This window comes from Cohaesibacter celericrescens, from assembly GCF_002866925.1.
GTDB classification, from domain to species: Bacteria; Pseudomonadota; Alphaproteobacteria; order Rhizobiales; family Cohaesibacteraceae; genus Cohaesibacter; species Cohaesibacter celericrescens.
Genome location: NZ_PKUQ01000016.1, coordinates 19167 through 41117, shown reverse-complemented (window position 1 = coordinate 41117; position 21951 = coordinate 19167). Strand labels below are relative to the sequence as shown.

Annotated in this window: 22 protein-coding genes; 10 read left to right on the top strand and 12 right to left on the bottom strand. The window is 50.9% G+C overall.

The genetic code is table 11. The annotated features are described in order from the left end of the window. Nucleotides 1–7 precede the first annotated feature (7 nt). Nucleotides 8–313: a DUF3572 domain-containing protein gene (locus tag C0081_RS08115; protein WP_101533320.1), complete on the top strand. Its 306-nt coding sequence runs from the start codon at nucleotides 8–10 to the stop codon at nucleotides 311–313. Between the two features lie 69 nt (nucleotides 314–382). Next, a complete protein-coding gene (locus tag C0081_RS08110) occupies nucleotides 383–1738 on the top strand; it encodes a DNA polymerase IV (RefSeq protein WP_101533319.1) in 1356 nt (451 codons plus the stop codon). On the opposite strand, the gene C0081_RS08105 is transcribed toward C0081_RS08110, so the two are convergent. Continuing rightward, on the bottom strand, nucleotides 1735–2496 hold the full coding sequence (locus C0081_RS08105; protein ID WP_180966809.1) for an EipB family protein: 762 nt from the start codon (nucleotides 2494–2496) through the stop codon (nucleotides 1735–1737). The genes C0081_RS08110 and C0081_RS08105 overlap by 4 nt on opposite strands. A gap of 291 nt (nucleotides 2497–2787) precedes the next feature. On the opposite strand from C0081_RS08105, the gene C0081_RS08100 reads away from it, so the two are divergent. The 4 genes from C0081_RS08100 to C0081_RS08085 all read left to right on the top strand — a co-directional run bounded on the left by C0081_RS08100 (nucleotide 2788) and on the right by C0081_RS08085 (nucleotide 5891). Beyond that, the gene (locus C0081_RS08100; RefSeq protein ID WP_101533317.1) at nucleotides 2788–3252 is read left to right on the top strand and encodes a RidA family protein; all 465 of its coding nucleotides are present in this window, start codon (nucleotides 2788–2790) and stop codon (nucleotides 3250–3252) included. A 161-nt stretch (nucleotides 3253–3413) separates the two neighbouring features. Further along, complete coding sequence (locus tag C0081_RS08095; RefSeq protein ID WP_180966808.1) at nucleotides 3414–4175, top strand: glycerophosphodiester phosphodiesterase family protein; 762 nt, start codon at nucleotides 3414–3416, stop codon at nucleotides 4173–4175. Between the two features lie 35 nt (nucleotides 4176–4210). Further along, nucleotides 4211–5389, top strand: a complete 1179-nt coding sequence (locus C0081_RS08090) for a GNAT family N-acetyltransferase (protein WP_101533315.1) — start codon at nucleotides 4211–4213, stop codon at nucleotides 5387–5389. Between the two features lie 67 nt (nucleotides 5390–5456). Continuing rightward, the gene (locus C0081_RS08085; protein ID WP_101533314.1) at nucleotides 5457–5891 is read left to right on the top strand and encodes an HIT family protein; all 435 of its coding nucleotides are present in this window, start codon (nucleotides 5457–5459) and stop codon (nucleotides 5889–5891) included. Nucleotides 5892–5946: 55 nt separating this feature from the next. On the opposite strand, the gene C0081_RS08080 is transcribed toward C0081_RS08085, so the two are convergent. The 6 genes from C0081_RS08080 to clpS all read right to left on the bottom strand — a co-directional run bounded on the left by C0081_RS08080 (nucleotide 5947) and on the right by clpS (nucleotide 11971). Then, complete coding sequence (locus C0081_RS08080; protein WP_101533313.1) at nucleotides 5947–6306, bottom strand: AzlD domain-containing protein; 360 nt, start codon at nucleotides 6304–6306, stop codon at nucleotides 5947–5949. After that, nucleotides 6303–7061: an AzlC family ABC transporter permease gene (locus C0081_RS08075; RefSeq protein WP_101533312.1), complete on the bottom strand. Its 759-nt coding sequence runs from the start codon at nucleotides 7059–7061 to the stop codon at nucleotides 6303–6305. The genes C0081_RS08080 and C0081_RS08075 overlap by 4 nt, the downstream gene beginning before the upstream one ends. 111 nt (nucleotides 7062–7172) lie before the next feature. Continuing rightward, complete coding sequence (locus C0081_RS08070; RefSeq protein WP_146006427.1) at nucleotides 7173–8594, bottom strand: TrkH family potassium uptake protein; 1422 nt, start codon at nucleotides 8592–8594, stop codon at nucleotides 7173–7175. Between the two features lie 276 nt (nucleotides 8595–8870). Then, nucleotides 8871–9122 carry a hypothetical protein gene (locus C0081_RS08065; protein ID WP_101533310.1) on the bottom strand — a complete coding sequence of 84 codons (252 nt, stop codon included), beginning with the start codon at nucleotides 9120–9122 and terminating at the stop codon, nucleotides 8871–8873. Nucleotides 9123–9157: 35 nt separating this feature from the next. Continuing rightward, nucleotides 9158–11635 (bottom strand): ATP-dependent Clp protease ATP-binding subunit ClpA, encoded by a 2478-nt coding sequence (gene clpA / locus C0081_RS08060; protein ID WP_101533309.1) that lies wholly within the window; start codon nucleotides 11633–11635, stop codon nucleotides 9158–9160. Nucleotides 11636–11644: 9 nt separating this feature from the next. After that, entirely contained in the window at nucleotides 11645–11971 is a 327-nt protein-coding gene (gene clpS, locus C0081_RS08055; RefSeq protein WP_101533308.1) for an ATP-dependent Clp protease adapter ClpS, read from the bottom strand. 449 nt (nucleotides 11972–12420) lie between these two features. On the opposite strand from clpS, the gene C0081_RS08050 reads away from it, so the two are divergent. Further along, nucleotides 12421–13911 (top strand): D-alanyl-D-alanine carboxypeptidase, encoded by a 1491-nt coding sequence (locus C0081_RS08050; RefSeq protein WP_245417885.1) that lies wholly within the window; start codon nucleotides 12421–12423, stop codon nucleotides 13909–13911. Between the two features lie 21 nt (nucleotides 13912–13932). Here C0081_RS08050 and C0081_RS23680 read toward each other — a convergent pair whose 3' ends face one another. The 3 genes from C0081_RS23680 to C0081_RS08035 all read right to left on the bottom strand — a co-directional run bounded on the left by C0081_RS23680 (nucleotide 13933) and on the right by C0081_RS08035 (nucleotide 16036). Further along, nucleotides 13933–14631: a DnaJ domain-containing protein gene (locus tag C0081_RS23680; RefSeq protein ID WP_280952863.1), complete on the bottom strand. Its 699-nt coding sequence runs from the start codon at nucleotides 14629–14631 to the stop codon at nucleotides 13933–13935. 118 nt (nucleotides 14632–14749) lie between these two features. Next, a complete protein-coding gene (locus tag C0081_RS08040) occupies nucleotides 14750–15478 on the bottom strand; it encodes a hypothetical protein (protein ID WP_101533307.1) in 729 nt (242 codons plus the stop codon). 123 nt (nucleotides 15479–15601) lie between these two features. Next, nucleotides 15602–16036 (bottom strand): DUF1489 family protein, encoded by a 435-nt coding sequence (locus C0081_RS08035; protein WP_101533710.1) that lies wholly within the window; start codon nucleotides 16034–16036, stop codon nucleotides 15602–15604. 148 nt (nucleotides 16037–16184) lie between these two features. Between C0081_RS08035 and C0081_RS08030 the strand changes: the two genes are divergently transcribed. Then, nucleotides 16185–17075: an NAD-dependent epimerase/dehydratase family protein gene (locus tag C0081_RS08030; RefSeq protein WP_180966807.1), complete on the top strand. Its 891-nt coding sequence runs from the start codon at nucleotides 16185–16187 to the stop codon at nucleotides 17073–17075. A 68-nt stretch (nucleotides 17076–17143) separates the two neighbouring features. On the opposite strand, the gene C0081_RS08025 is transcribed toward C0081_RS08030, so the two are convergent. Further along, nucleotides 17144–19099: an acetyl/propionyl/methylcrotonyl-CoA carboxylase subunit alpha gene (locus C0081_RS08025; protein WP_101533305.1), complete on the bottom strand. Its 1956-nt coding sequence runs from the start codon at nucleotides 19097–19099 to the stop codon at nucleotides 17144–17146. A 331-nt stretch (nucleotides 19100–19430) separates the two neighbouring features. Between C0081_RS08025 and C0081_RS08020 the strand changes: the two genes are divergently transcribed. Then, on the top strand, nucleotides 19431–19781 hold the full coding sequence (locus C0081_RS08020) for an ArsR/SmtB family transcription factor (protein WP_101533304.1): 351 nt from the start codon (nucleotides 19431–19433) through the stop codon (nucleotides 19779–19781). A gap of 21 nt (nucleotides 19782–19802) precedes the next feature. Next, a complete protein-coding gene (locus tag C0081_RS08015; protein WP_101533303.1) occupies nucleotides 19803–20204 on the top strand; it encodes a rhodanese-like domain-containing protein in 402 nt (133 codons plus the stop codon). A 64-nt stretch (nucleotides 20205–20268) separates the two neighbouring features. On the opposite strand, the gene C0081_RS08010 is transcribed toward C0081_RS08015, so the two are convergent. After that, nucleotides 20269–21876 (bottom strand): carboxyl transferase domain-containing protein, encoded by a 1608-nt coding sequence (locus C0081_RS08010; RefSeq protein WP_101533302.1) that lies wholly within the window; start codon nucleotides 21874–21876, stop codon nucleotides 20269–20271. Nucleotides 21877–21951 lie beyond the last annotated feature (75 nt).

The following is a 21951-nucleotide window of genomic DNA, read 5'->3' as shown; positions in this document are numbered from 1 at the left end:
ACAGTCGATGAATATCAATCACTCCGGCCAATCCTTTGAAACCGCAGAAGCTATTGCCATCAAAGCATTAGGCTATTTGTCGAGCGATACCGATCTGATGGGAAGATTCTTGTCACTATCAGGCCTTGATACCTCGGATTTACGTGCCGTGGCGTCGGAGCCGTCCTTTTTGGCTGCGATTCTCGACTTCATTTTGACAGATGATTCTCTGGTATTAGCCTTTACCAGCAACAACGGTTTGGCGCCCGAAGACGTAGTGATCGCCAAAGCCAAACTTGACCCCATGAGTATGGCATCAACCGGCGCATATTAACCAACATTCCGCCATCTGGATAAATCTCGATATGTCGCACCAAGGCGGTGCAAGCAACAGTGATCTGATATGAGCACAGCGCAACAGTTTCTTTGCCGTGATTGCCTTATGGATGGCGATGGGGCGCCCAAACGATGTCCTCATTGCGGATCGCCCCGGCTGCTGTGTCATGCAGAATTGCGTGCCCTGTCCATTGCCCATATCGACTGCGATTCTTTCTACGCTTCCGTTGAAAAACGAGACAATCCCGAAATTCGTGACCGGCCCGTGATCATAGGAGGAGCGCAACGCGGTGTGGTGTCCACGGCCTGCTATATCGCGCGCATTCGCGGCGTCAAATCCGCCATGCCAATGTTTCAAGCAAAAAAGCTTTGCCCCGATGCGGTGATCATTCGGCCCGATATGAAAAAATACAGCAAAGTCGGTCGCCAGATCAGAACCGCAATGCAAGAGCTGACCCCACTGGTGGAACCTTTGTCCATTGACGAAGCTTTTCTAGATTTGACGGGAACAGAACGCCTGCACCACGCCTACCCAGCCATGACCCTTGCCCGCTTTGTGCATTCGGTCGAAAAAGAAATCGGCATTTCCGTGTCAGTGGGACTGAGCCACAACAAATTCCTCGCCAAAATCGCATCTGACTTTGAAAAACCGCGCGGATTTTCCTTGATCGGTAAGCAGGAAACCCTTGCCTTTCTCAAGGACAAACCAATCTCGTTGATCTGGGGAGTTGGCAAGGTGTCTCAAAAGAAATTAGCCATGGAGGGCTTTCACACCATCGGGCAATTACAGACCGCCGATGAGACCGAGCTTGCCAAACGTTTCGGCTCGCTCGGATTGCGACTTGTAAGACTGGCTCGAGGGGAGGATCACAGAACGGTTTCGCCTCGCTCGGAAACCAAGAGCATCAGTTCAGAAACCACCTTCAACACCGATCTCTCAAATGCAGAGGATCTGTTGCCTATCTTACGGCGCTTGTCAGAGGACACAGCAAACCGCGCCAAAAAGGCAAATCTGGCAGGGCGCACCATTACGCTGAAACTCAAAAACCCTCAATTCAAAAGCATCACCCGCAGTCGCTCGCTGTCCGACCCGACCCAGTTGGCCGACAAAGTTTATTCGATTGGCAAGGACATGCTGCTTAAAGAACTGGGCAGCGGACGCAGTTTCCGCCTCATCGGCATTGGCCTGAATGAACTGCATTCAGCCGAGTTTGCCGATCCACCAGATTTGGTTGATGCACAAGCCGGTAAACGCGCCCAGGCAGAAAAAGCCATCGACAAACTGAGCGAAAAATTTGGCGGTAAAATGGTTGAACTAGGTCTTACCATGAAGGCCAAACTCAGCCCCGACAAGCCCAATACAAACCAACATCCCCCTATCCACTCGGCACAAAAACCCGATGAAGACAGCGGCATCAACTAATCATGCGATTGGCGACAGTCCGGTTGAGGCAATAGTTCCAAATCGGTCACCGTGGCATCCAGAGCATAGTCTCCAAAATCAAGATATAGATCACTGTTGACCCCGTTTTCATACAACTCGGTCGATATTTCATACAACGGCGTCATGTCTTCGGCTTGCTCCCCTACGATGAAATAGGCAATGGTGACTGGCCAATGTCGCTTGCCTTGCATAAGCGCAAGAGCGCCGGTCTGGTCTGGTCCGATCCTTTCACGACCAATAGAGGCGGTTGCATGGTAATACTCCCCAACTCTGTCAGCACCATCAAACAAATAGGCAGACACAATTGTCTCACCACCCTTCGCAGCTGCGATCATTGCGCGTAAATACCCCATCGGAAACAAAGCCTTGTGAGGTAAAACCAGCTCCTTTTTTACCGGTTCCTTCATGGATAACTGAGTGCTTTCCCCTGCAGATTCAGCCGAACCGCGCAAAGTTTGACGCAGTTTCTGGTTCAACAAGCGGCGAGTAGCAAACTGAAACCCCTCTCCTTTCGGGCTTTCAAAACTGGCCAGCTGGACATCCTCCAAAGCCATCTCGCCTTCCGTCAATTCTGATGATGTCACCAGTCTTTGGGTCATTGAATAGCCGTCGCAGACGTCCCCCGTCATCTCGTACACCATGCGACCAGACAAAGAAAACAACGATGCGGGCTGCGCCACTCCACTCTTTTTGTCACTGAGTGCTATTTCATAGACAACGCGATGCGGTGCCAACACCTGCACCTCATGCTCGGTCTGCGCCTGCACAAAACTGCAACAACACACGAGAAGAAATCCGGCAACGAAGGAACGTTTAAAAAGCAATCTCAAAATCAAACCATGAATATAAGCGGCAAGCCGCCAAGGGTGAAATAGTTACTGCCAATCTTGGCCTGAAATGCGTGTGCCAGACAAGGTTTTTCTGGCAATGCCCACCACGGTCACCTAAAAGTGGAAATCAAGACATAAAGGGCTGTTGCCCGTTTATTACATCCCACAATTCAATTTAAAATCCCACGGAGAAACCTCATGTCAGGCATTATTGAAGCCAAACTTTCAGAACTCGGAATCACACTGCCAGAGGCAGCAGCCCCTGCCGCCAACTATGTACCGTTCGTTAAAACCGGCAACCAGCTATTCATTTCAGGTCAAATTCCGATGAACGCTGACGGCATCCAGTTTCAGGGGAAATTGGGCGATACCATGCAAACCGCCCAAGGTGCAGACGCCGCCAAACTGTGCGCAATCAATCTCATTGCTCAAATGAAAGCGGCCACTGGCGATCTGGATAAAGTCGCTCGTGTCGTCAAATTGGTCGGTTTTGTCAATTCAACCGGTGATTTTTCCGAACAACCTGCGGTCATCAATGGCGCTTCCAACTTCATGGTTGAAGTGTTCGGTGATAAAGGTCGCCATGCGCGTTCAGCAGTCTCTGCAGCGTCACTGCCATTTGGTGTGGCTGTTGAGATAGAAGCCATTGTCGAACTGAGTTAAGCCTGATAGCGTCGGTATCTGTACTAAGACATTTCAAGCGCTATTGAATGCGCTTGAAATGTCTCTACATGTTAAAACAAAGCGTTGTCTCAACCACTTTGGACATCCAAAGTGTCAAAGCAACACTCTCGTTTATTGTGCAGTTGATTCGGCAGGTCCCCATGCATCAGCAAGATCTCAAATGGTTGACAAAACGTCCCATTGCCCACCGTGGATTTCATAACAAATACAACGGAATAGTCGAGAATTGCACGCAGGCTTTTGAGAAAGCAATTGCCCACGACTTTTCTATTGAGCTGGATGTTCAGATCACCAGCGATGGCAAGGCAGCTGTTTTTCATGACTATAGTCTGGATCGCCTCACCAACGGCAGCGGACGTGTTGACGAGCACTCTCTGGCGGCATTGTCCAGCATCGCTTTCAAGCACGGATCCGATCGTATCACCGAACTTTCTGATCTGTTGGTTCAGGTGGCAGGCAAGGTAGCTCTCATCGTCGAGCTCAAAACGCCAAAGGTTGCTGATGGTCGCCTAGAGAAAGCCGTCGCGGATGCTGTGCATGGCTATGACGGACCGCTGGCTTTGATGAGCTTTTCGCCCGCAATCGTTCAAAACTTGATCCCCATGACCAAGCGTCCACGCGGCATCGTGTCTTGTAATTATTTTCGTGACGAGATTGGTCATGATTTAAGCGATGAGAACCGCTATCAAGCAACGCATTTGCTGCATGCCAAGCACAGCCAGCCGAATTTCATTTCCTATTGCATAGAGGACTTCCCGACCCCCAGCGTTGATGTCTTCAAAACAGTTTATGATATGCCATCGATATGCTGGACCACAAAAAGCGCAGAAAGCCACATCCACGCTCTAAAATATTGTGATCAGGTCACGTTTGAGGGTTATAATCCTGACGAGGTGACCTAAATCTCTGTAAATGTATAGTTTTCTAAGGATTCTACATGCCTGATACATCTGGCTATCAGCTGCATATCATCCATTCCATTCGTGAAATTGGTGAAGCCGCGTGGAATGCCTGTCTTGGTGACACCCTAAGCCCAACCAAAGCCAACCCCTTTCTCTCCTATGCCTTTCTAGAGGCACTGGAGCTGTCTGGTTGTGTTTGCGAACAAACCGGATGGTTGCCCCATCACATGGCCTTGAGGGATGAAACAGCACAAACTCTGGCTGTTTTGCCGCTGTATCTCAAATCACACAGCCAAGGTGAGTATGTTTTTGACCACGCCTGGGCTGATGCACTGGAACGCTCCGGAGGCCAATATTACCCCAAGCTGCAAAGCGCTATCCCCTTCACCCCCGTCAACGCCCCCAAAGTGTTGGCTCGCAAGGGCATCAACCTCAGCACAGCCCTCGCCGCAATGGCCAACGGTATGCAGCAACTCTGCGAACGTTATCCAATATCATCATCCCACCTGACCTTTTTGCCAGAGGATCAAAAATCCGAATTTGAAAAACAGGGGTTTCTGGTACGCAGGGACCAACAGTTCCACTGGGTGAACGAAGACTATGAAAGTTATGATGACTTTCTGGCGCAACTGTCCTCGCGAAAACGAAAAAATATCCGAAAAGAGCGCAAAACTGCACAAAAGCACGGACTGATCATTCGGCACAAACAGGGCAGCGACATCACCGAAGCCGACTGGGACGCCTTCTATGACTTCTATATGGATACAGGGGCACGTAAATGGGGGCGTCCCTATCTTAACCGCGCCTTTTTCTCCCTCATCGGCGAGCGGTTGGCAGACAAGATCCTGCTGATCATGGCCTATGACAATGACACACCGGTTGCCGGGGCTCTCAATTTTATTGGTGGAGACACGCTGTATGGACGATACTGGGGCACTGTGGGCGACTATCCTTGCCTGCATTTTGAGCTCTGCTACCATCAGGCTATTGATTGGGCGATTGCGCATAAAATGTTGTGTGTCGAGGCCGGCGCACAAGGCGAGCATAAACTGGCACGCGGTTATATCCCGCAAACCACATGGTCAGCCCACTGGATTGCTCATCCCGCTTTTCGTGAGGCTATCGACGACTATTTACAACGGGAACGACAGGCGGCCGAGGCCGAACAGGACTTTCTCACCACACTATCGCCTTTCAAAAAGGGTGATGCATAGCAATCCGGCCGATCCGCTGTTAGACTCACAAAAACCCTAGTCCTTTTGCAAAAAACGGAACCGACCAATGACAACGCCCGCCTATGCTTCTGAGAATATTTTTGCCAAGATCCTGCGTGGAGAAATCCCCTCGCATAAGGTCTATGAAGACGACATGACCGTCGCAATCATGGATATCATGCCCCGTGCGGACGGCCACACCTTGGTAATCCCCAAGAATGCCTCACGCAATATGCTTGACGTCGCCACCGAAGACATCAATGCGGTCATGGCAACCACACAAAAGATTGCCCAGGCTCAGATGATCGCGTTTGAAGCCGATGGCATCACCATTCAGCAGTTCAACGAAAGCGCTGGTGGGCAGGTCATATTTCATCTGCATATGCACATCATTCCGCGCAAGGAAGGCGTCTCCCTGCGTCCACATACCGGCGATATGGCCGACGGCGACCTTTTGGCCCAACAAGCTGAAAAACTGCGCGCTGTTTTGGACAAAATGTAAGACCACCAATCCAGCCCAACAAACACACAAAGGCCCTCACGAGGGTCTTTTTTGTTTAAACGCCAAACAACATTGAAAGCCCCACCAGACTGCTTCCACCCACCGCAACGGCAAGCAGAAGATTGCGCCAAAGACTGAAATACAACCCCAGAGAAAGCCCAACAGCAACCAGACGAATCCAGACAGGCACATCTTGCAAGGCCCCGCTGGGAAACAAGATCAGGCGCATAATTACGCCAGCAACCAGCGCATTCGCAATCGCACGGGCCAGCAAAATCCACTCACTATCATCACGCAGCCGCCCGGCAAAGCTCACTCCCAACCAGCGCCAAACATCGGTAGGCAATGTGCCCGCCAGAATGATGAACAGATAGGGCCACCAAGGGGCATCAAAAGCACCAAACGTCAGGGTCATAACCGTCGCCTCCCGACATAACCGATGGCATAAGCCGCAAGCCCACCCACCAATCCGGTCCAGATCAAATCCATCCCCGGTGTCAGCAGCGCAAAAACAGGTCCGAGCGCATAACCGAACACCAGAGCAAGGCGATCTGACACCAACCGCGCCGCACTAGGCAAAGTCAACATAAAATAAAGTGGTGTCGTTAAGAACAAAGCGGCCGCGACGATCGGCGGCACCACCCCTGCGATGCCATACCCCAAGGCTGTGACACCGGTATTTATGATCGAAAGTGTCAAAGCGAACCCTGCATAAAAAGGGACACGTGCATAGCGCGGCAGCTCTGGCAATTTTTGCATACCGAACACCCATGAGGTGACAGCTGTGACATGCGACAGTCCATAAAGTTTCCAGGCAGGCGTGTCTTTGTCTCGCAATTCGGGAATAAATGCGACAATCATCGGCATAAGCCGCACAGAAGCAAGCGCAACGGCGGTAGCAATAGCGGCAAGGCCTGCTCCGGACACAATCCCACCAACCAACACAACCTTGCTTGGCAAGGCCCACACGCTGATCGTCATCACCATCGCATGCACAATATCAATGCCGCTTTCCCGCGCAAATCCACCAAACCCCAAAAAAGACAAACAAAGCACTAGCGCCGGAGTGGATAGCAAATGGCGCATGCCTTGGCGATACCAAACAAAACCCGAAAGCCGCGGCTCGACTTCTTCAGATGTTTCTTTGTGGGGAAATTCTAAATGAGACATAACAGGTCTTTGACTATTAGGGAGTCTCCAACCTGTCACATCTCACGCGTTAGAACAATTCTCAAACGAACCAAGCGTCAAAAGCATGAAATGAGCGCAAACATAGCGCACTCACCAACGCCAGAATGCAGGCATAAAAATCGCCAAGCCGGATAAGATTTCAAGCCGGCCCAGAATCATCTCCAATGACAACAGCCATTTGGCGATATCCGGTAGTGAGGTAAAATTGCCCGCAGGCCCGATGATTTCGCCCAACCCCGGCCCCACATTGGCGATGGCTGTAGCCGATGCACTGACGGACGTGATGAAATCTAGACCGGACATTTCCAACAGCACTGCAAAGACAGTGAAAGTGGCGAAGAACAAAAACACCAGACACATCGTTGAAGCAGCCATGTCATTGTCTACGACCTTAAGACCGTACCGCATCGGCACAACCCGATCAGGATGGACCATTTTGGCCACAGCATCTTTGATCACCAACCAGGCAACAACGAACCGGAATTGCTTAAGCCCCCCTGACGTGGAACCGGAACAAGCGCCAAAGAAAGTTAGCCCCAAAAAGATCGCCCAGAACAGAGGGCCCCAAAGCTGATAATCGCCAGAGGCAAACCCTGTGGTGGTTACAATGGAAATGACATTAAACAGACTAAGAACCAAATCCTCAAAGCCCGTATCAGGATGCAACGCTTCCTTGGCGGCAAACACCAGCAGGGTCGCGAAGATCACCCCCCTTACATAAAGGGCAATCTGTGGGTCTTTGGGTTTGTCAGAAGCAAAAAAGCGCAACATATACAGAAAAGGCAGACCACCCAAAAACATAAAGAAGGAAGCCGCCAACAGAATGCCCATGCTATTGAAATGCCCCATTGAGCCATCAGATGTAGAAAATCCTCCCGTAGAAACGGTGGTCATCGCATGGTTGATGGCCTCAAAGAATGTCATGCCCAATAGAAAATACGATACGGCACAACTGACGGTCAAAACAAAATACACCAAGGCAATCTTGGCAGCAAAATCACGAATGCGGGGATAGGGATTATCGCTCTGTTCGGACGATTCGAGAAAAAATAACTTCTGTCCCCCCGAGCCCAACATAGGCAAAATGGTCACACTAATGGCGACGATACCCAAGCCACCGATCCATTGCATGAAGGATCGCCAGAACAACAAGCCCGGGGCCATGGTATCCAAGCCACTCAGAACCGTTGACCCGGTGGTTGTTAGCCCCGAAACTGTCTCGAAAAATGCATCCACAAAGCTCAAGTGGAGCGACGAAAAATATAGCGGAAGAGAGGCAAACAGGCTGACCAGAATCCAGATGCCATTGACGAAAAGAATAGCCTTGCGAACATTCCACTCCCCTTCCTGACCACGCATAGCCAGAAAAAGCGCAACGCCAAAACCAACCGAAATGGAACCACCACCGACGAAGACGAGCCAATCGTCATGAAAAAAGGCCAAATCTATTGCCGCGGGCAGGAACATCAGCCCACCAAGCGCAGCAATCAAAATCCCAAGTGCAGAGAGCAAAGGGTCACCTCTTTTTTGCGGTCCAACCAATCCGCGCCATTGGAACAGATTGCTAAGTGATCGGGAACCCGAGGGAAACCAGCAATCGCAAGGGGCTGTGTCTTTGCTACGTATATATGCGCCAGCACAGCCCAGTTCGGCGGACAATACTCTGCTTATAATACAAAATAAAGGGATTGAATGAATATCAGTTATGCAAACACGAGCATTGCGCAAGCACAAGTGATGAAAAGCATCACGGCCTGTGTCTTATCACCAGAGCCATTTTGCGAGTCCTTACTCGCCCCCGCGAAAGCGTTGAAAAACGAGCGTTATCAATAGCATATAGCCTGCTGCCAGAGTCAGAATATTCTTAAGCAGCTCCATGCCGTCAGCTTGCCCTGTAGCCGGATCGATCAGACTCCCAAAAACCCCGTTGGGAAAAGCTGCCCGCATCGTCGCGCTTGCACCCATCAGGGAAACAATTGCAAAGGCGAAATATAGAAGCAAGATTTTTAACCAGTAGGGCAGATTAGGAAGCATCAGCATAATGAGGTGCCGGAGATGTGTCCGGCACCCTTTCCTTATTTTTTATCAACTTTGGCAACGCGCGGCACTGAGGCCTTTTTCTTTGCAGCCGCACGGACAGCCGGTTTTTTAGGCTCTCCATCCGACTCCCCGTTACCAGTAGACTGACTGGTCGCCTTTTTGGCAGGAGCTTTCTTCACGGGTGCCTTTTTGGCTGCAGCAGCTTTCTCAGGAATAGGCGGTTGATCCTCAATGACGGTCAGGAACAATTTTTCCATATTATCAAGATCAATATCCACCCGTACGGTGCCGCCTTTTATCAGCTTGCCAAACAGAATCTCGTCGGCCAAAGGCCGCTTGATATGCTCCTGAATGATCCGTGACAATGGCCGCGCTCCCATTTTGGGATCATAGCCTTTTTTGGCGAGCCACGCCGTTGCCGCTTCAGTCAGTTCAAACATCACACCACGGTCGGCCAACTGCGCTTCAAGCTGCATAACAAACTTGCGCACCACCTGATGCACCACATCAGTGGGCAACGCCCCAAACGGAATGACCGCATCAAGCCGGTTGCGGAATTCCGGTGTGAACAGCTTGTTGATGGCCTCCTCATCATCGCCAGATCGAGCGTTATTGGTAAAGCCCATCGCTGGCTTATCCATTTCAGTTGCGCCGGCATTGGTGGTCATAATCAGAATCACATTACGGAAATCGACTTTTTTGCCGTTGTGATCGGTCAGCTTGCCATGATCCATCACCTGCAACAAAATATTAAACAGATCAGGATGGGCTTTTTCCACCTCATCGAGCAAAAGTACACAATGCGGATGTTGATCGACACCATCGGTCAACAAACCGCCCTGATCAAAACCGACATACCCGGGAGGCGCACCGATCAACCGTGAAATGGTATGACGCTCCATATATTCTGACATATCAAAACGCAGCAGCTCCACACCCATCAGATCTGCAAGTTGTCGGGCCACTTCTGTTTTACCAACCCCTGTGGGACCGGAGAATAAATAGTTGCCGATTGGCTTTTCTGGTTCACGCAGTCCTGCCCGCGCCAGTTTAATCTGGCTTGTCAAAGCGTCGATAGCCTGATCCTGACCATAGACCATACGCTTGAGATTGGTTTCCAAGCTAGACAACACTTCCTTGTCATCCTTGGACACAGTCTTGGGCGGAATTCGGGCCATAGTCGCGATCGTGACTTCGATTTCCTTGGCCGAAATGCTTTTGCGGCGACGCGACACAGGCAGCAATTGTTGCGCGGCCCCGGTCTCGTCAATCACATCAATGGCTTTATCCGGCAGCTTGCGGTCATGAATATAACGCGCCGACAGCTCAACGGCCGATTTGATGGCGTCATTGGTGTATTTAACGCTGTGATAGTCTTCAAAGTATGGTTTCAGACCCTTAAGGATATCAATCGCATCAGGAATAGACGGCTCGTTGACATCAATCTTCTGGAACCGGCGCACCAAAGCACGATCCTTCTCAAAAAACTGACGGTATTCTTTGTAGGTCGTAGACCCCATACAGCGCAAATTGCCAGCAGACAACGACGGCTTGAGTAGGTTCGATGCGTCCATTGCACCACCAGATGTAGCACCAGCACCGATCACCGTATGGATCTCGTCTATAAACAGGATCGCCCCATCATATTCTTCAATTTCCTTGATCACCTGTTTCAAGCGCTCTTCGAAATCGCCGCGATAGCGTGTGCCCGCAAGAAGGGTGCCCATATCCAAAGAGAAGATGGTCGCGTTTTTCAAGACATCCGGCACTTTGTTTTCAATAATGCGTTTGGCCAAACCTTCAGCAATGGCTGTTTTACCAACACCGGGATCACCAACAAAAAGTGGGTTATTTTTTGAACGGCGGCAAAGCACCTGAATCGTGCGGTGGATTTCCGTATCCCGCCCGATAAGAACATCGATTTTACCGTCACGGGCCTTTTCATTGAGGTTGACGGCATAGGCCTTCAACGCTTCGGTTTTACCGCCCGTTTTCTCTTCATCATCATCCAGATCAAAGTCATCATCGCTGTCATCATCGGCGCCGGAAATAGGCACGCCTTCGGACATTCCTGGAGTTTTAGCAATACCGTGCGAAATATAATTGACCGCATCGTAGCGGGTCATTTCCTGATCATGCAAAAAGAATGCAGCATGGCTTTCCCGTTCAGCAAAAATGGCAACCAACACATTCGCGCCCGTCACTTCTTCGCGTCCCGAAGATTGCACATGAATGACCGCTCGCTGAATAACCCGCTGGAAACCTGCGGTGGGCTTAGAATCCTCGCCTTTTTCCTGCACCAAATTGGTCAACTCATTATCGACATAATCGGTCAGGCTGGTTTCCAACAAGCGCAAATCAACCCCGCAGGCACGCATAACCGACGCCGCGTCGCTGTCTTCGATCAGCGCCAAAAGCAAATGTTCCAGCGTCGCATATTCCTGAGAGCGCTCGTTGGCAGCCATAAGAGCTTTATGCAGGGCGATTTCAAGACTGTTAGAAAATGATGGCACTGACGTTCCTCACTTCTTTTCCATAATGCATTGCAATGGGTGCTGTTGCTGATGCGCAAAGTCCATCACCTGACTGACTTTGGTTTCCGCAACCTCGTAGGTAAACACGCCACACTCCCCCACCCCATGGTGATGGACATGCAACATGATGCGAGTCGCATCTTCCCGCCCCTTGTTGAAGAAAGCCTCCAAGACATGAATCACAAACTCCATTGGGGTGAAGTCATCATTCAATATAAGCACCCGATACATATTCGGCCGTTTTGTCTTGGGCTTGGCCTTTGTGGCAACACCAACGCCTTCATCTTCATCTAGGCGACGAATATCTTTACTCATTGCTCAGACTGTCTCCACAACTTTCTCGGACCAACGCCGAGCATTTGATTGGCAACCAACCACCATGCTCACAAATCTCAAAAACCATCAGCGCTCGCCACAATCTTATTACGAACATAGGCAAATATTAGACCAAATTGCAGATGTTCACCATTCAGTTTCATTATGTAGGCACAATTCACCGACATTGTAAGGGCATAAGTAGACATATCCAAACCCCCTGTAAGCCTTTTCTTTCTTGAGATCTGTCAAAGGCTTGGCAAAAAACTTTAACCATTGGGTCGTACTTTTTTTTCGCAATTTGCATTTCGGCTTGGAGTTTTTACCTTTTCCTAACCGAGTCTCATTAATGTTGATCGCAAGGAAACGTTAGGCATAAGTTTGCCTAACTATGTACAAAAAAGGCGCGCAGTATGCCGCCATCAGAGTAAACACTCAAAGGACGTCACGTGTATAGAGTAGCGTTCCAAGCCGTAAGGCGCTTCAGGTTTGCGCGTCCCGCAATCCTAGCAGCAGTTGCAATTTGTCTCACCTTTGCTCCTTTGGGGTCATTGGGCAAAGCCAATGCAGCAGCCAATAAATATGCAGCGTATGTGATTGACGTGAAAAGCGGCAAAGTGCTGTTTTCACGCAACGCCACATCTCCGCGTTATCCTGCTTCGCTCACCAAAATGATGACCCTTTATATGGTCTTCGAGCGGCTGGAAAATGGCAAGCTCACATTAAACTCCCGCTTTAAGGTGTCTAAATATGCCGCCTCGCGTCCCCCCTCCAAGCTAGGCCTGCGGGCAGGTAGTTCGATTCGTGTGCGAGATGCAATTTATGCACTGGTCACCAAATCCGCAAACGATGTTGCAACCACTGTGGCGGAGAATATCGGTGGGTCTGAGGCAAAATTTGCAGCCATGATGACAGACACAGCACGTGCGCTGGGCATGACGAGGACCACCTTCAAAAATGCATCAGGTTTGCCAAACAGCAAACAAAAGACAACAGCAGCCGACATGGCCCTGCTGGGACGCGCTTTGCAAGATCGTTTCCCCAAGCAATATAAGTATTTCAGCACATCAAGTTTCAAGTACGGCAAACGTCGTTATGGCAATCACAACAAATTGCTTGGCCGCGTTAAAGGTGTCGACGGAATCAAAACCGGATACACCCGTGCATCGGGCTTCAATCTGGTGACAAACGTCAAAACACGTGATCGCCATATTGTTGCCGTTGTCATGGGCGGAAAATCTGGCCGCAGCCGTGACAATCACATGAAGTCGCTGATTGCAAAATATCTGTCCAAGGCCAAAACGGGTAAAAGGCAAACAGCATTGGTGGTGCCGCGTGCAGGAACCGCATCAAAAGCCAATTATATCCAGCTGGCAAAGTCAATTCGCCTGCCAAAAGCCAAAACCCTTGAAATTTCCCAACCGCTGGCAATGGCATCCTTGGCTCCGAGCATTCCTGCCTTTCAACCGGCGTCGTCTGCACAAATGGCCTATGCCAATCCAATCAATCTGGCGGCTCTTCCACGCGAAAATCCTGCCAAACCAGATCAGCAAGCCACAGCATCAATCCCCGTCAGTCCAAAGCCACGGATGACCACAGCAGCTCTTGCAATGCCACCATTGCCGCGTGCAGCCAATGATCCGGTTGGAGATCTTTCCACCCACTCGCGAGCGTCGTCGACACAAGTGGCACCAAGTGGATGGCACATTCAATTGGGCGCAGCACCGTCCTTGGCCGCAGCAAACAAAATCCTGTCCCAAGCACGCGCTAAAAATAAACGTCTTCTTCTCGCTCGGGTCAACCATACCGAGACGGTGGAAAAGAACAATGCAACCCTGTATCGCGCACGGTTCACTGGCTTTGAGAGTAAATCATCCGCCCGTGACGCCTGCAAGATCCTACAGAAACAGAAATTCGCCTGTCTGGCGCTCCATCCGTGAGTTTAGTTGAGTATTTGGAGATCAGCCATGTTTTCGCAGCAAGACAGCCTTGGCCGCATTGATCTTGGTAGCAAGAAAAGTGGAGCCCCCCTGGTCAGGGTGAACCCGTTTCATGAGGCGCCGATGCGCAGCAACAATTTCCGCGTTGCTGGCACCCGCAGAAAGACCAAGAACCTCATAGGCTTCCTCTTGGGTCATGGGGCCAGAGTCCGACGCGCGTCCTTCCCCCGCAGTCGTATCCGTATCGAATGCCTCTCTCCAATCGGCTCTCCGGCCGTCAAGATAGGCTTCAAGTAAATCGCGGCTTTCCTTGTCGCTTCGTATCTCGTCCCAGAGGCTGACCAGTTCAGCCTCTGATAAACTATCCAGTTCTTGGCCTTCATAAGTGCCCGCCAAAACCCGTCCGATAATAATACCGGTGTCGTGATCGAGCGTCATTTCCAAGGCAGCCGTTCGAACGGTAGAGCCGCGTCCCCCGGCGCGGTCAGCACCGGCACCGGCAGGCTTGCGGCCAAACATCGCCCATGCCATCGCGGCAACTGGCATCGCAATAAACCATTGTCTGCGAAACATCAAAAAAACCGCAAACAGTCCCAGCGCTCCCCCAACCAAACGGTAGCCGAGTTGGGCGACATCAGAAGGCCGTGCATGAGCTGCCCAACGTGCCAACATATAAAAACCCGTAAACAATAGAAATCCGGCCAGAAGATAGGTCATCATTTCACCAATTCTTGAGTAGAACAAAGCCAGACACGCATTTCGGCGCTTGCTTATTCGGTCTGTAAGGTCTCTTTGCCGCGCAAAGAGTACTATCAAGCGGAAACAAGTTCCGCACATCTCAGGTCAGTTTGGGCAATTGCTTCTGCAAGTCTTTTGGCAGTCTGGTTGCATCCCGTCCAGCAGCTGCATAGGCAGCAATTCCCTTCAGATAGGCCGCAAGCTTATCTTTGGCACTGGGATCAAACTGACCATAGGCCCCGCCAGTCAGACGTGCAATTTCCTTGAAGATTGTGGCGGCAAGCCCGTCATTGCCTTCCTGAAAGACAAACACCGGTATGCGCTTGAGCGCGATGTCACCGGCCAACCCCACAATCACATCAGGGTTTTCTTCCAGAGAATCACCGACAAAAACCACAGCGTCAATATGGGTCTGCCCTGCTTCATTTTTGATATGTTGAAGGATACGTCCAAGCTGTGTGCGTCCTGCGCGACAATCAAACCGTTCCATCCAACGCACCATGTCATCAGAAGTGCGTGTCCAGCGGCTTGCACGGCATTCTCCCGTGCCCCGAAAATAGACCAGCTGTGTCGCCAGACCACCATGTTCAGCAGCAACAGAAAACATTTCGCTTTGAAGCGAGCAAGCCACATCCCACATCGGTTGCCTGCTCATCGTAGCATCAAGTGCAAACATCAAGCGTCCTGTTACGGGCGATAAGCCTTTGGCTTTTTGCGCCTGCCGAACAATCTTGGTTTTGGCCAGAAATGCAGAGACATCCCCCTTGCCCCCTTCAGAGGACAAGTCTTTTGCGGCATTTTCAACCAATTGATCCCGCTTGTCTTTCATATGTCTTTGCGCCTCCACCCACGTCCAGCCCGTCACAATTCACAAGCCTATTCCATCTTCATTATGTGGGTCAAAAAATCAAAGAGGCAAGTCGCAATGCTCTTCACAAAAGCGCCATTGGCCTTATAGCAGCCCCAGATCGGCCAACTCACGGCGAAACGCCTCAGGCAAGTCGTTAGCGGTGCGCAAAGGATCAATGTCACGCGGCGCGTCAGAGACCTTGAGATATCGCCAGCCTTGAAAGGCCCGTCGGGGTTGGGATTCGGTGCGCACAAGCGTCGGATCCATGACGATTTGGCAACGGCCTATGCCATCTTCACCGCGTATAGCGCGAAGATCAACGATCTTTTGGCGTGCCAATATCATACCCTTGATCACCCAATAGAGTGATCCTCCATCTAGAATCTCCTCGCGACGTTTAGGGGTCATGCGCGTGGTGTGTATCTGCTCACCCGCCTCTCCGTTCAAAGCACTCAGCTGCTGCCGAAGAATAATTCGCTGTTCCAGATCGTCGACGCTGTCAACGCCGACACACAATTTGATGATATGTACTGTCATAACTTGGTCCATATCATGCTGTTTACTTGTGATAAAGCAAACAGCACTTTTCGTTAAAACAGACAATGGATTTATGCACATTCTGCTATAAATTCGCTATAACAAAATAAACCAGTCTCATATGGATTGGATTGGAAGGAAGCGATTTATGCGTATTTTTGTAACTGGTGGCACGGGGCTAGTCGGGACAGGCGTGGTTAAAGCCCTGTTGGCAAAGGGCCATACAGTCACCACTCTTGCAAGATCCGAGCAAAGCGCAAACATTCAAACTCAACTCGGCGCAACTCCTGTGCGAGGCAGCCTGACATCCCCCGACAGCTGGGTTGGTGAAGCTCTCACCCATGACGCCTTCATTCATGCAGCAGCAACTTTTGATAGTGATATGGGCGACGTAGACCATCATCTGGTCAAGGCTTTGCTAAAGGCTGCCGAAGCACTGCCTGTCGAAAAGACCATTCCGTTTATTTATACCGGAGGCTGTTGGCTCTATCCTGAAGCACCGGTTATCCCGATCACAGAACGCCACGTTCTGGAACCACTTCCAGAATTTGCCTGGATGCTCGATAGCATAGAGCAACTGCACAGCTGCCCCAATTTCCTCCTAACAGTCATTCACCCTGCACGGGTCGTCGACAAAGGACGCGGGTTCATTGCAGATTATGCCAAGGAGCTTTTGGAGAACGGCGAAATCATCATAGTGGGCGCAGCCGACACCCATTTCCCTATCGTACAAAGTGACGATCTTGCAGATTTATATGTTCGGGCCCTAGAGCATCGGGGAGACGGCCTTCTGCTCAACGCAACAGCGATAAAGAGCGCGACAGCTCAAGACATTGGCAAACAGGTTGCCCAAGCGCTTAACAAACCGTACCAAGCCAACATCATCACGGTACAAGAAGCACAAAAACGGTTTGGTAACTGGGCGTCAGGCTTTGGTAGGTCTCAACGCATGCAAGCAGATCGTGCCCATGATAAGCTCGGCTGGTCGCCGCGATACACCAGCATTGAAGATCTGGTGCGCATATCTCTCGAGACATGATCAAGAAAAATGATCCAAGATATCACCAAAATGGGCCGATTATTGCGGCCCATTTTTCATTATAGGCTCTAGGCAGCCGCTTCAGCCTCATCGTGCAAGCTAACGACAGCAAACCCCTCTCCCACCTGATCCCCTTCCTTGGCAGATACTTTTGACACGACGCCATCAGTCGGAGCCACAACGCTGTGCTCCATCTTCATGGCCTCGACAATGAACAGCCGGTCCCCTTTGGCAACGGACTGACCTTCCTGAACAAAAACAGCAATGACTTTGCCATGCATTGGCGCGCCAATCTGTCCCGAGCCACCTTCTTCCTCGTGGTCATAATCTGGCAAGTGAGCGCGATATTGCCGCCCGTTGGCCATCAGTAAAAGGCCATCAGCATTCTCAATGATAGAGACCTGATCTGTGGTCTTTGCCCCTTCAACCATCAAGCCTGCCACCCCAAATTGAACTGAGTGCATCTGTTCAATCCCATCAACCACAATCGGCAAATATTGTGTGCGCCCCCGCCCCAGTTGAAAGCCGTCTATGGCATCCCAAGCGGATGATCTTTCATTGCTACGCAACTGGCGCATGGCATAAGCAGATCTCTGGCGGGCGGACAATAGGGTTTGCAAAGCCACGGCACCGACAAGCGTTTGCATGTTATGATCGGGCGCGATCAGGGCATCCAGGCGCGCATCAATAAAGCCGGTATCAAAGTTTTCCGAGACGAAATCAGGGTGTTGAACCAATGCCGCCAAAAATGCAGCATTGGACTTGGGTCCCGCCACCACACTGTGCCGGAGGACATCAGCCAGCTTAGACAGGGCAACTGCACGGGTTGCCCCATGCACAATCACCTTTGCGATCATCGGGTCATAATGGGGTGAAATAACATCGCCTCCTTCAACACCTGTATCGATTCGCACACCTTCTCCCGCATGAAAGGAAAGCCCCAACAGCTTGCCTGTTGAGGGCAAAAAGCCATTTTCGGGATCTTCCGCATAGAGTCGGGCTTCAACCGCATGCCCAAACAGAGGAATGGCATCCTGAGCCAAGGGCAATGGTTTGCCATTGGCTACATCAAACTGCCAAGCCACAAGATCCTGTCCCGTAATGACCTCCGTGACAGGGTGTTCCACTTGCAGACGCGTGTTCATCTCCATAAAGAAAAAGCCATCCTCTCGCAGGCCCGACGAACCATCAACGATGAACTCAACCGTGCCCGCCCCGCGATACCCAACAGCAAGGGCTGCTTTGACAGCTGCTTGCCCCATTGCAGCGCGCACATTATCAGTCATGCCCGGTGCGGGGGCCTCTTCAATCACTTTCTGGTGACGGCGTTGTAACGAACAATCTCGCTCATGCAGATGCACCGCATTGCCATGACTGTCAGCAAAAACCTGAATCTCAATGTGCCGCGGGTTTTTCACGAATCGCTCAATCAGCACATTCGCATCCCCAAAAGCATTGAGCCCCTCACGCTGAGCAGATTCCAATGCTGTAACAAAATCCTCATCCCGCTCAACCAGACGCATGCCTTTGCCGCCACCGCCAGACACTGCCTTAATCAACACCGGATACCCGATAGAGCGCGCTTGCTGCTGCAAAAACACAACGTCTTGATTGCTGCCGTGATAGCCCGGAACCACCGGCACTCCGGCCTGATCCATCAGGGTTTTTGCCCGATCTTTCAGCCCCATGGCGCGGATTGCGTCCGCGCTAGGTCCAACAAATACAATGCCTTGTGCCTCGCAAGCCTCAGCAAAGGCGGCATTCTCTGACAAGAAACCGTATCCGGGATGGATCGCATGCGCCCCGCTTTGCTGCGCCACCGACAGCACTTTTTGAACATCTAAGTAGCTTTGGGCAGCAGGAGCAGGCCCAAGATGCCAAGCTTCATCCGCCAACCGCACATGCAGCGCGTTGGCGTCAGCATCAGAGTAGACAGCAATTGTGCGCAATCCCATGGTCCGCGCCGTTTTGATTACCCGGCAAGCAATCTCGCCACGGTTGGCAATCAACACACTCTCTATCATACTGCCTTCTCCCACTCGATCTCTGTTTGACCCAATTCTGATCCGAATACAGAGATCAAAACTGATAAGTTGCTAAAATTATTTGTTAAAAATGAAATCAATTGACGTAAAAGTCAATTATAAAGAAGTTTCATTTTTTCGTTCTCTGGCGTGTAAATTTGGACATTTTCAAGCTCACGCCCTTCAGACCACAAGGGGCTTGACTAAATATTCGAATATACTAAATTAGACAAGTCTAATTCGACAGTCTACCAAAGCAAGGCTGGCCCATACATCATCCCACACCACAGGGCCATCTTGCCGAGGCAGACTGCAAAACACGGGATGAACCATGGCGGCAGACCCATCAATTGAGGCGTTGGCAGATCAAGCCAATGAAGTTGCACGATTGCTCAAGCTGCTTGGCAATAGCAATCGCTTGCGCATTCTTTGCCAACTGGTTGATGGTCCGGACAAATCTGTCAATTGCCTTGCAGAACGGCTGCAAATCAGCCAAAGCGCCCTTTCCCAACATCTAGCAAAAATGCGCGAGGATGGTTTGATTACGGGCCGTCGCGACGCTCAAACCATTTATTATTCCCTATCCAATAGCAACGCTGAACAACTGCTCTCTGTTCTCAAGGATCTCTATTGTGATACAGACGGCAAGCCTCGTCAGGCAGGCAAAACGAAGCCGAATTGATACCAAAGGACTTGCGAAAAAATGGCAAAGAAGCAGATCGTCAAACAGATCAACCATGACGAAGCAAAGAAACTGTTGAACCAAGGAGCGGTTCTAATTGATGTGCGCGAGTCGATGGAGTTGATGAGTAAAAAAGTGCCTTCAGCGCTGCATCATCCTCTGTCCGGACTCAACGGCCCCATTGACACAAAAGATGCAAAAGCGGCTATTTTCTTTTGTGCGTCTGGTGCACGAACCAATGGCTATGCAACCAAACTGGCCAGCTCGGTCAAATGCGATGCCTACATGTTGACCGGAGGCATACATGCGCTGTCCCGCATGGGTGTCCCGACAGAAGGCAGCGGCGGCATGTTTAAACTGTTCGGCATTGGTGCGATTTTGCTAATTGCAGGCTGGGCCACAGGCATCATCCCAGGCACCTGACAGCAAACTATAGTGAGCACAAAAGGGCCCAAAGTCATGGCCCCTTTGTCTTTTCAATCAAAGCTTACATGCGGAAGACGCCAAAGCGTGTTTCCGGCACCGGCGCATTCAGCGCTGCAGAAAAGGCCATTCCCAACACGCGTCGCGTTTCGGACGGCGTAATAATGCCATCATCCCAAAGCCTTGCTGTCGCATAATAGGGATGACCTTCTTCTTCAAAGCGGCTCTGAATTGGCTCCTTAAAAGCGGCCTCTTGTTCAGAAGACCATTCCTCCCCCGCCGCTTCCAGATTGTCGCGCTTAACGGTCGCCAAAACGCTGGCGGCTTGCTCTCCACCCATCACTGAAATGCGACTGTTGGGCCAACTAAACAGAAACCTTGGGCTATAGGCGCGGCCACACATGCCATAATTGCCTGCCCCATATGAGCCACCAACCAACAGAGTGACTTTGGGTACTTGGGCACAGGCGACGGCGGTTACCAGTTTGGCCCCATCCTTAGCGATACCTCCAGCCTCATAGTCACGCCCGACCATAAAGCCGGTGATATTTTGCAAAAACAACAGCGAAATACGACGCTGACAGCAGAGCTCAACAAAATGAGCGCCTTTCTGAGCACTCTCAGAGAACAAAATCCCATTGTTGCCTATAATGCCAACGGGAATGCCATGGATATGCGCAAACCCCGTTACCAATGTTGTTCCGAAGCGTGCCTTGAACTCGTCAAACCGCGAGCCATCCACCAGTCGAGCAATCACTTCACGGATATCATACTGCTTTTTGAGATCCACCGGCACGATACCATTCAGCTCAGCTGTATCATAAAGCGGTTCGGCTGGTTCACGCAGTTCAATATCGACATCTTTGCGGATATTGAGATTGGATACAATGGAACGCGCCAGTTCAAGCGCGTGGGCATCATTGAGCGCGTAATGGTCCGCCACACCAGAAACCTTGGTATGCACGTCTGCACCACCTAAGTCTTCAGCTGACACCACTTCGCCTGTTGCCGCTTTGACCAACGGAGGACCTGCCAAAAAGATGGTCCCCTGTTCGCGTACGATGATGGTTTCATCCGACATAGCAGGCACATAAGCACCACCAGCGGTGCATGATCCCATCACAACTGCAATTTGCGGAATACCCATGGATGACATGGTTGCCTGATTAAAAAAGATTCGGCCAAAATGCTCTTTATCAGGAAAAACATCTGTCTGTTGCGGCAGGTTGGCGCCGCCAGAATCCACCAGATAAATGCATGGTAAGCGGTTCTCTTGCGCCACTTCTTGTGCCCGCAAATGCTTTTTCACAGTCATGGGATAGTAAGTGCCGCCCTTGATCGTTGCGTCATTGCAAACAATCATACACTCGCGGCCTTCTACGCGCCCAATCCCTGTGATCAACCCTGCTCCATGAATTGCAGCATCATACATTTGGTTGGCGGCTAGCGGGGACAGCTCCAAAAACGGCGCTCCCGGATCGAGCAATTGCATCACGCGATCACGAGGCAATAATTTTCCTCGGGACAAATGCCGTTCGCGGGCCCGCTCATTGCCACCTTGTGCGGCCGCTGCACGCTTCGCATCGAGATCGGCAACCAAAGACAACATTTCGTCTCTGTTGGACATAAAGTCTTCAGACTCAGGACGAATGTCCGATCGAAGCACAGCCATTGTCTTCCCCCTTCTTACCTTGCCTGAACCGTTATTCGATCCATCCGCAAGCAGCTTAAAATCCGTTTATAATCG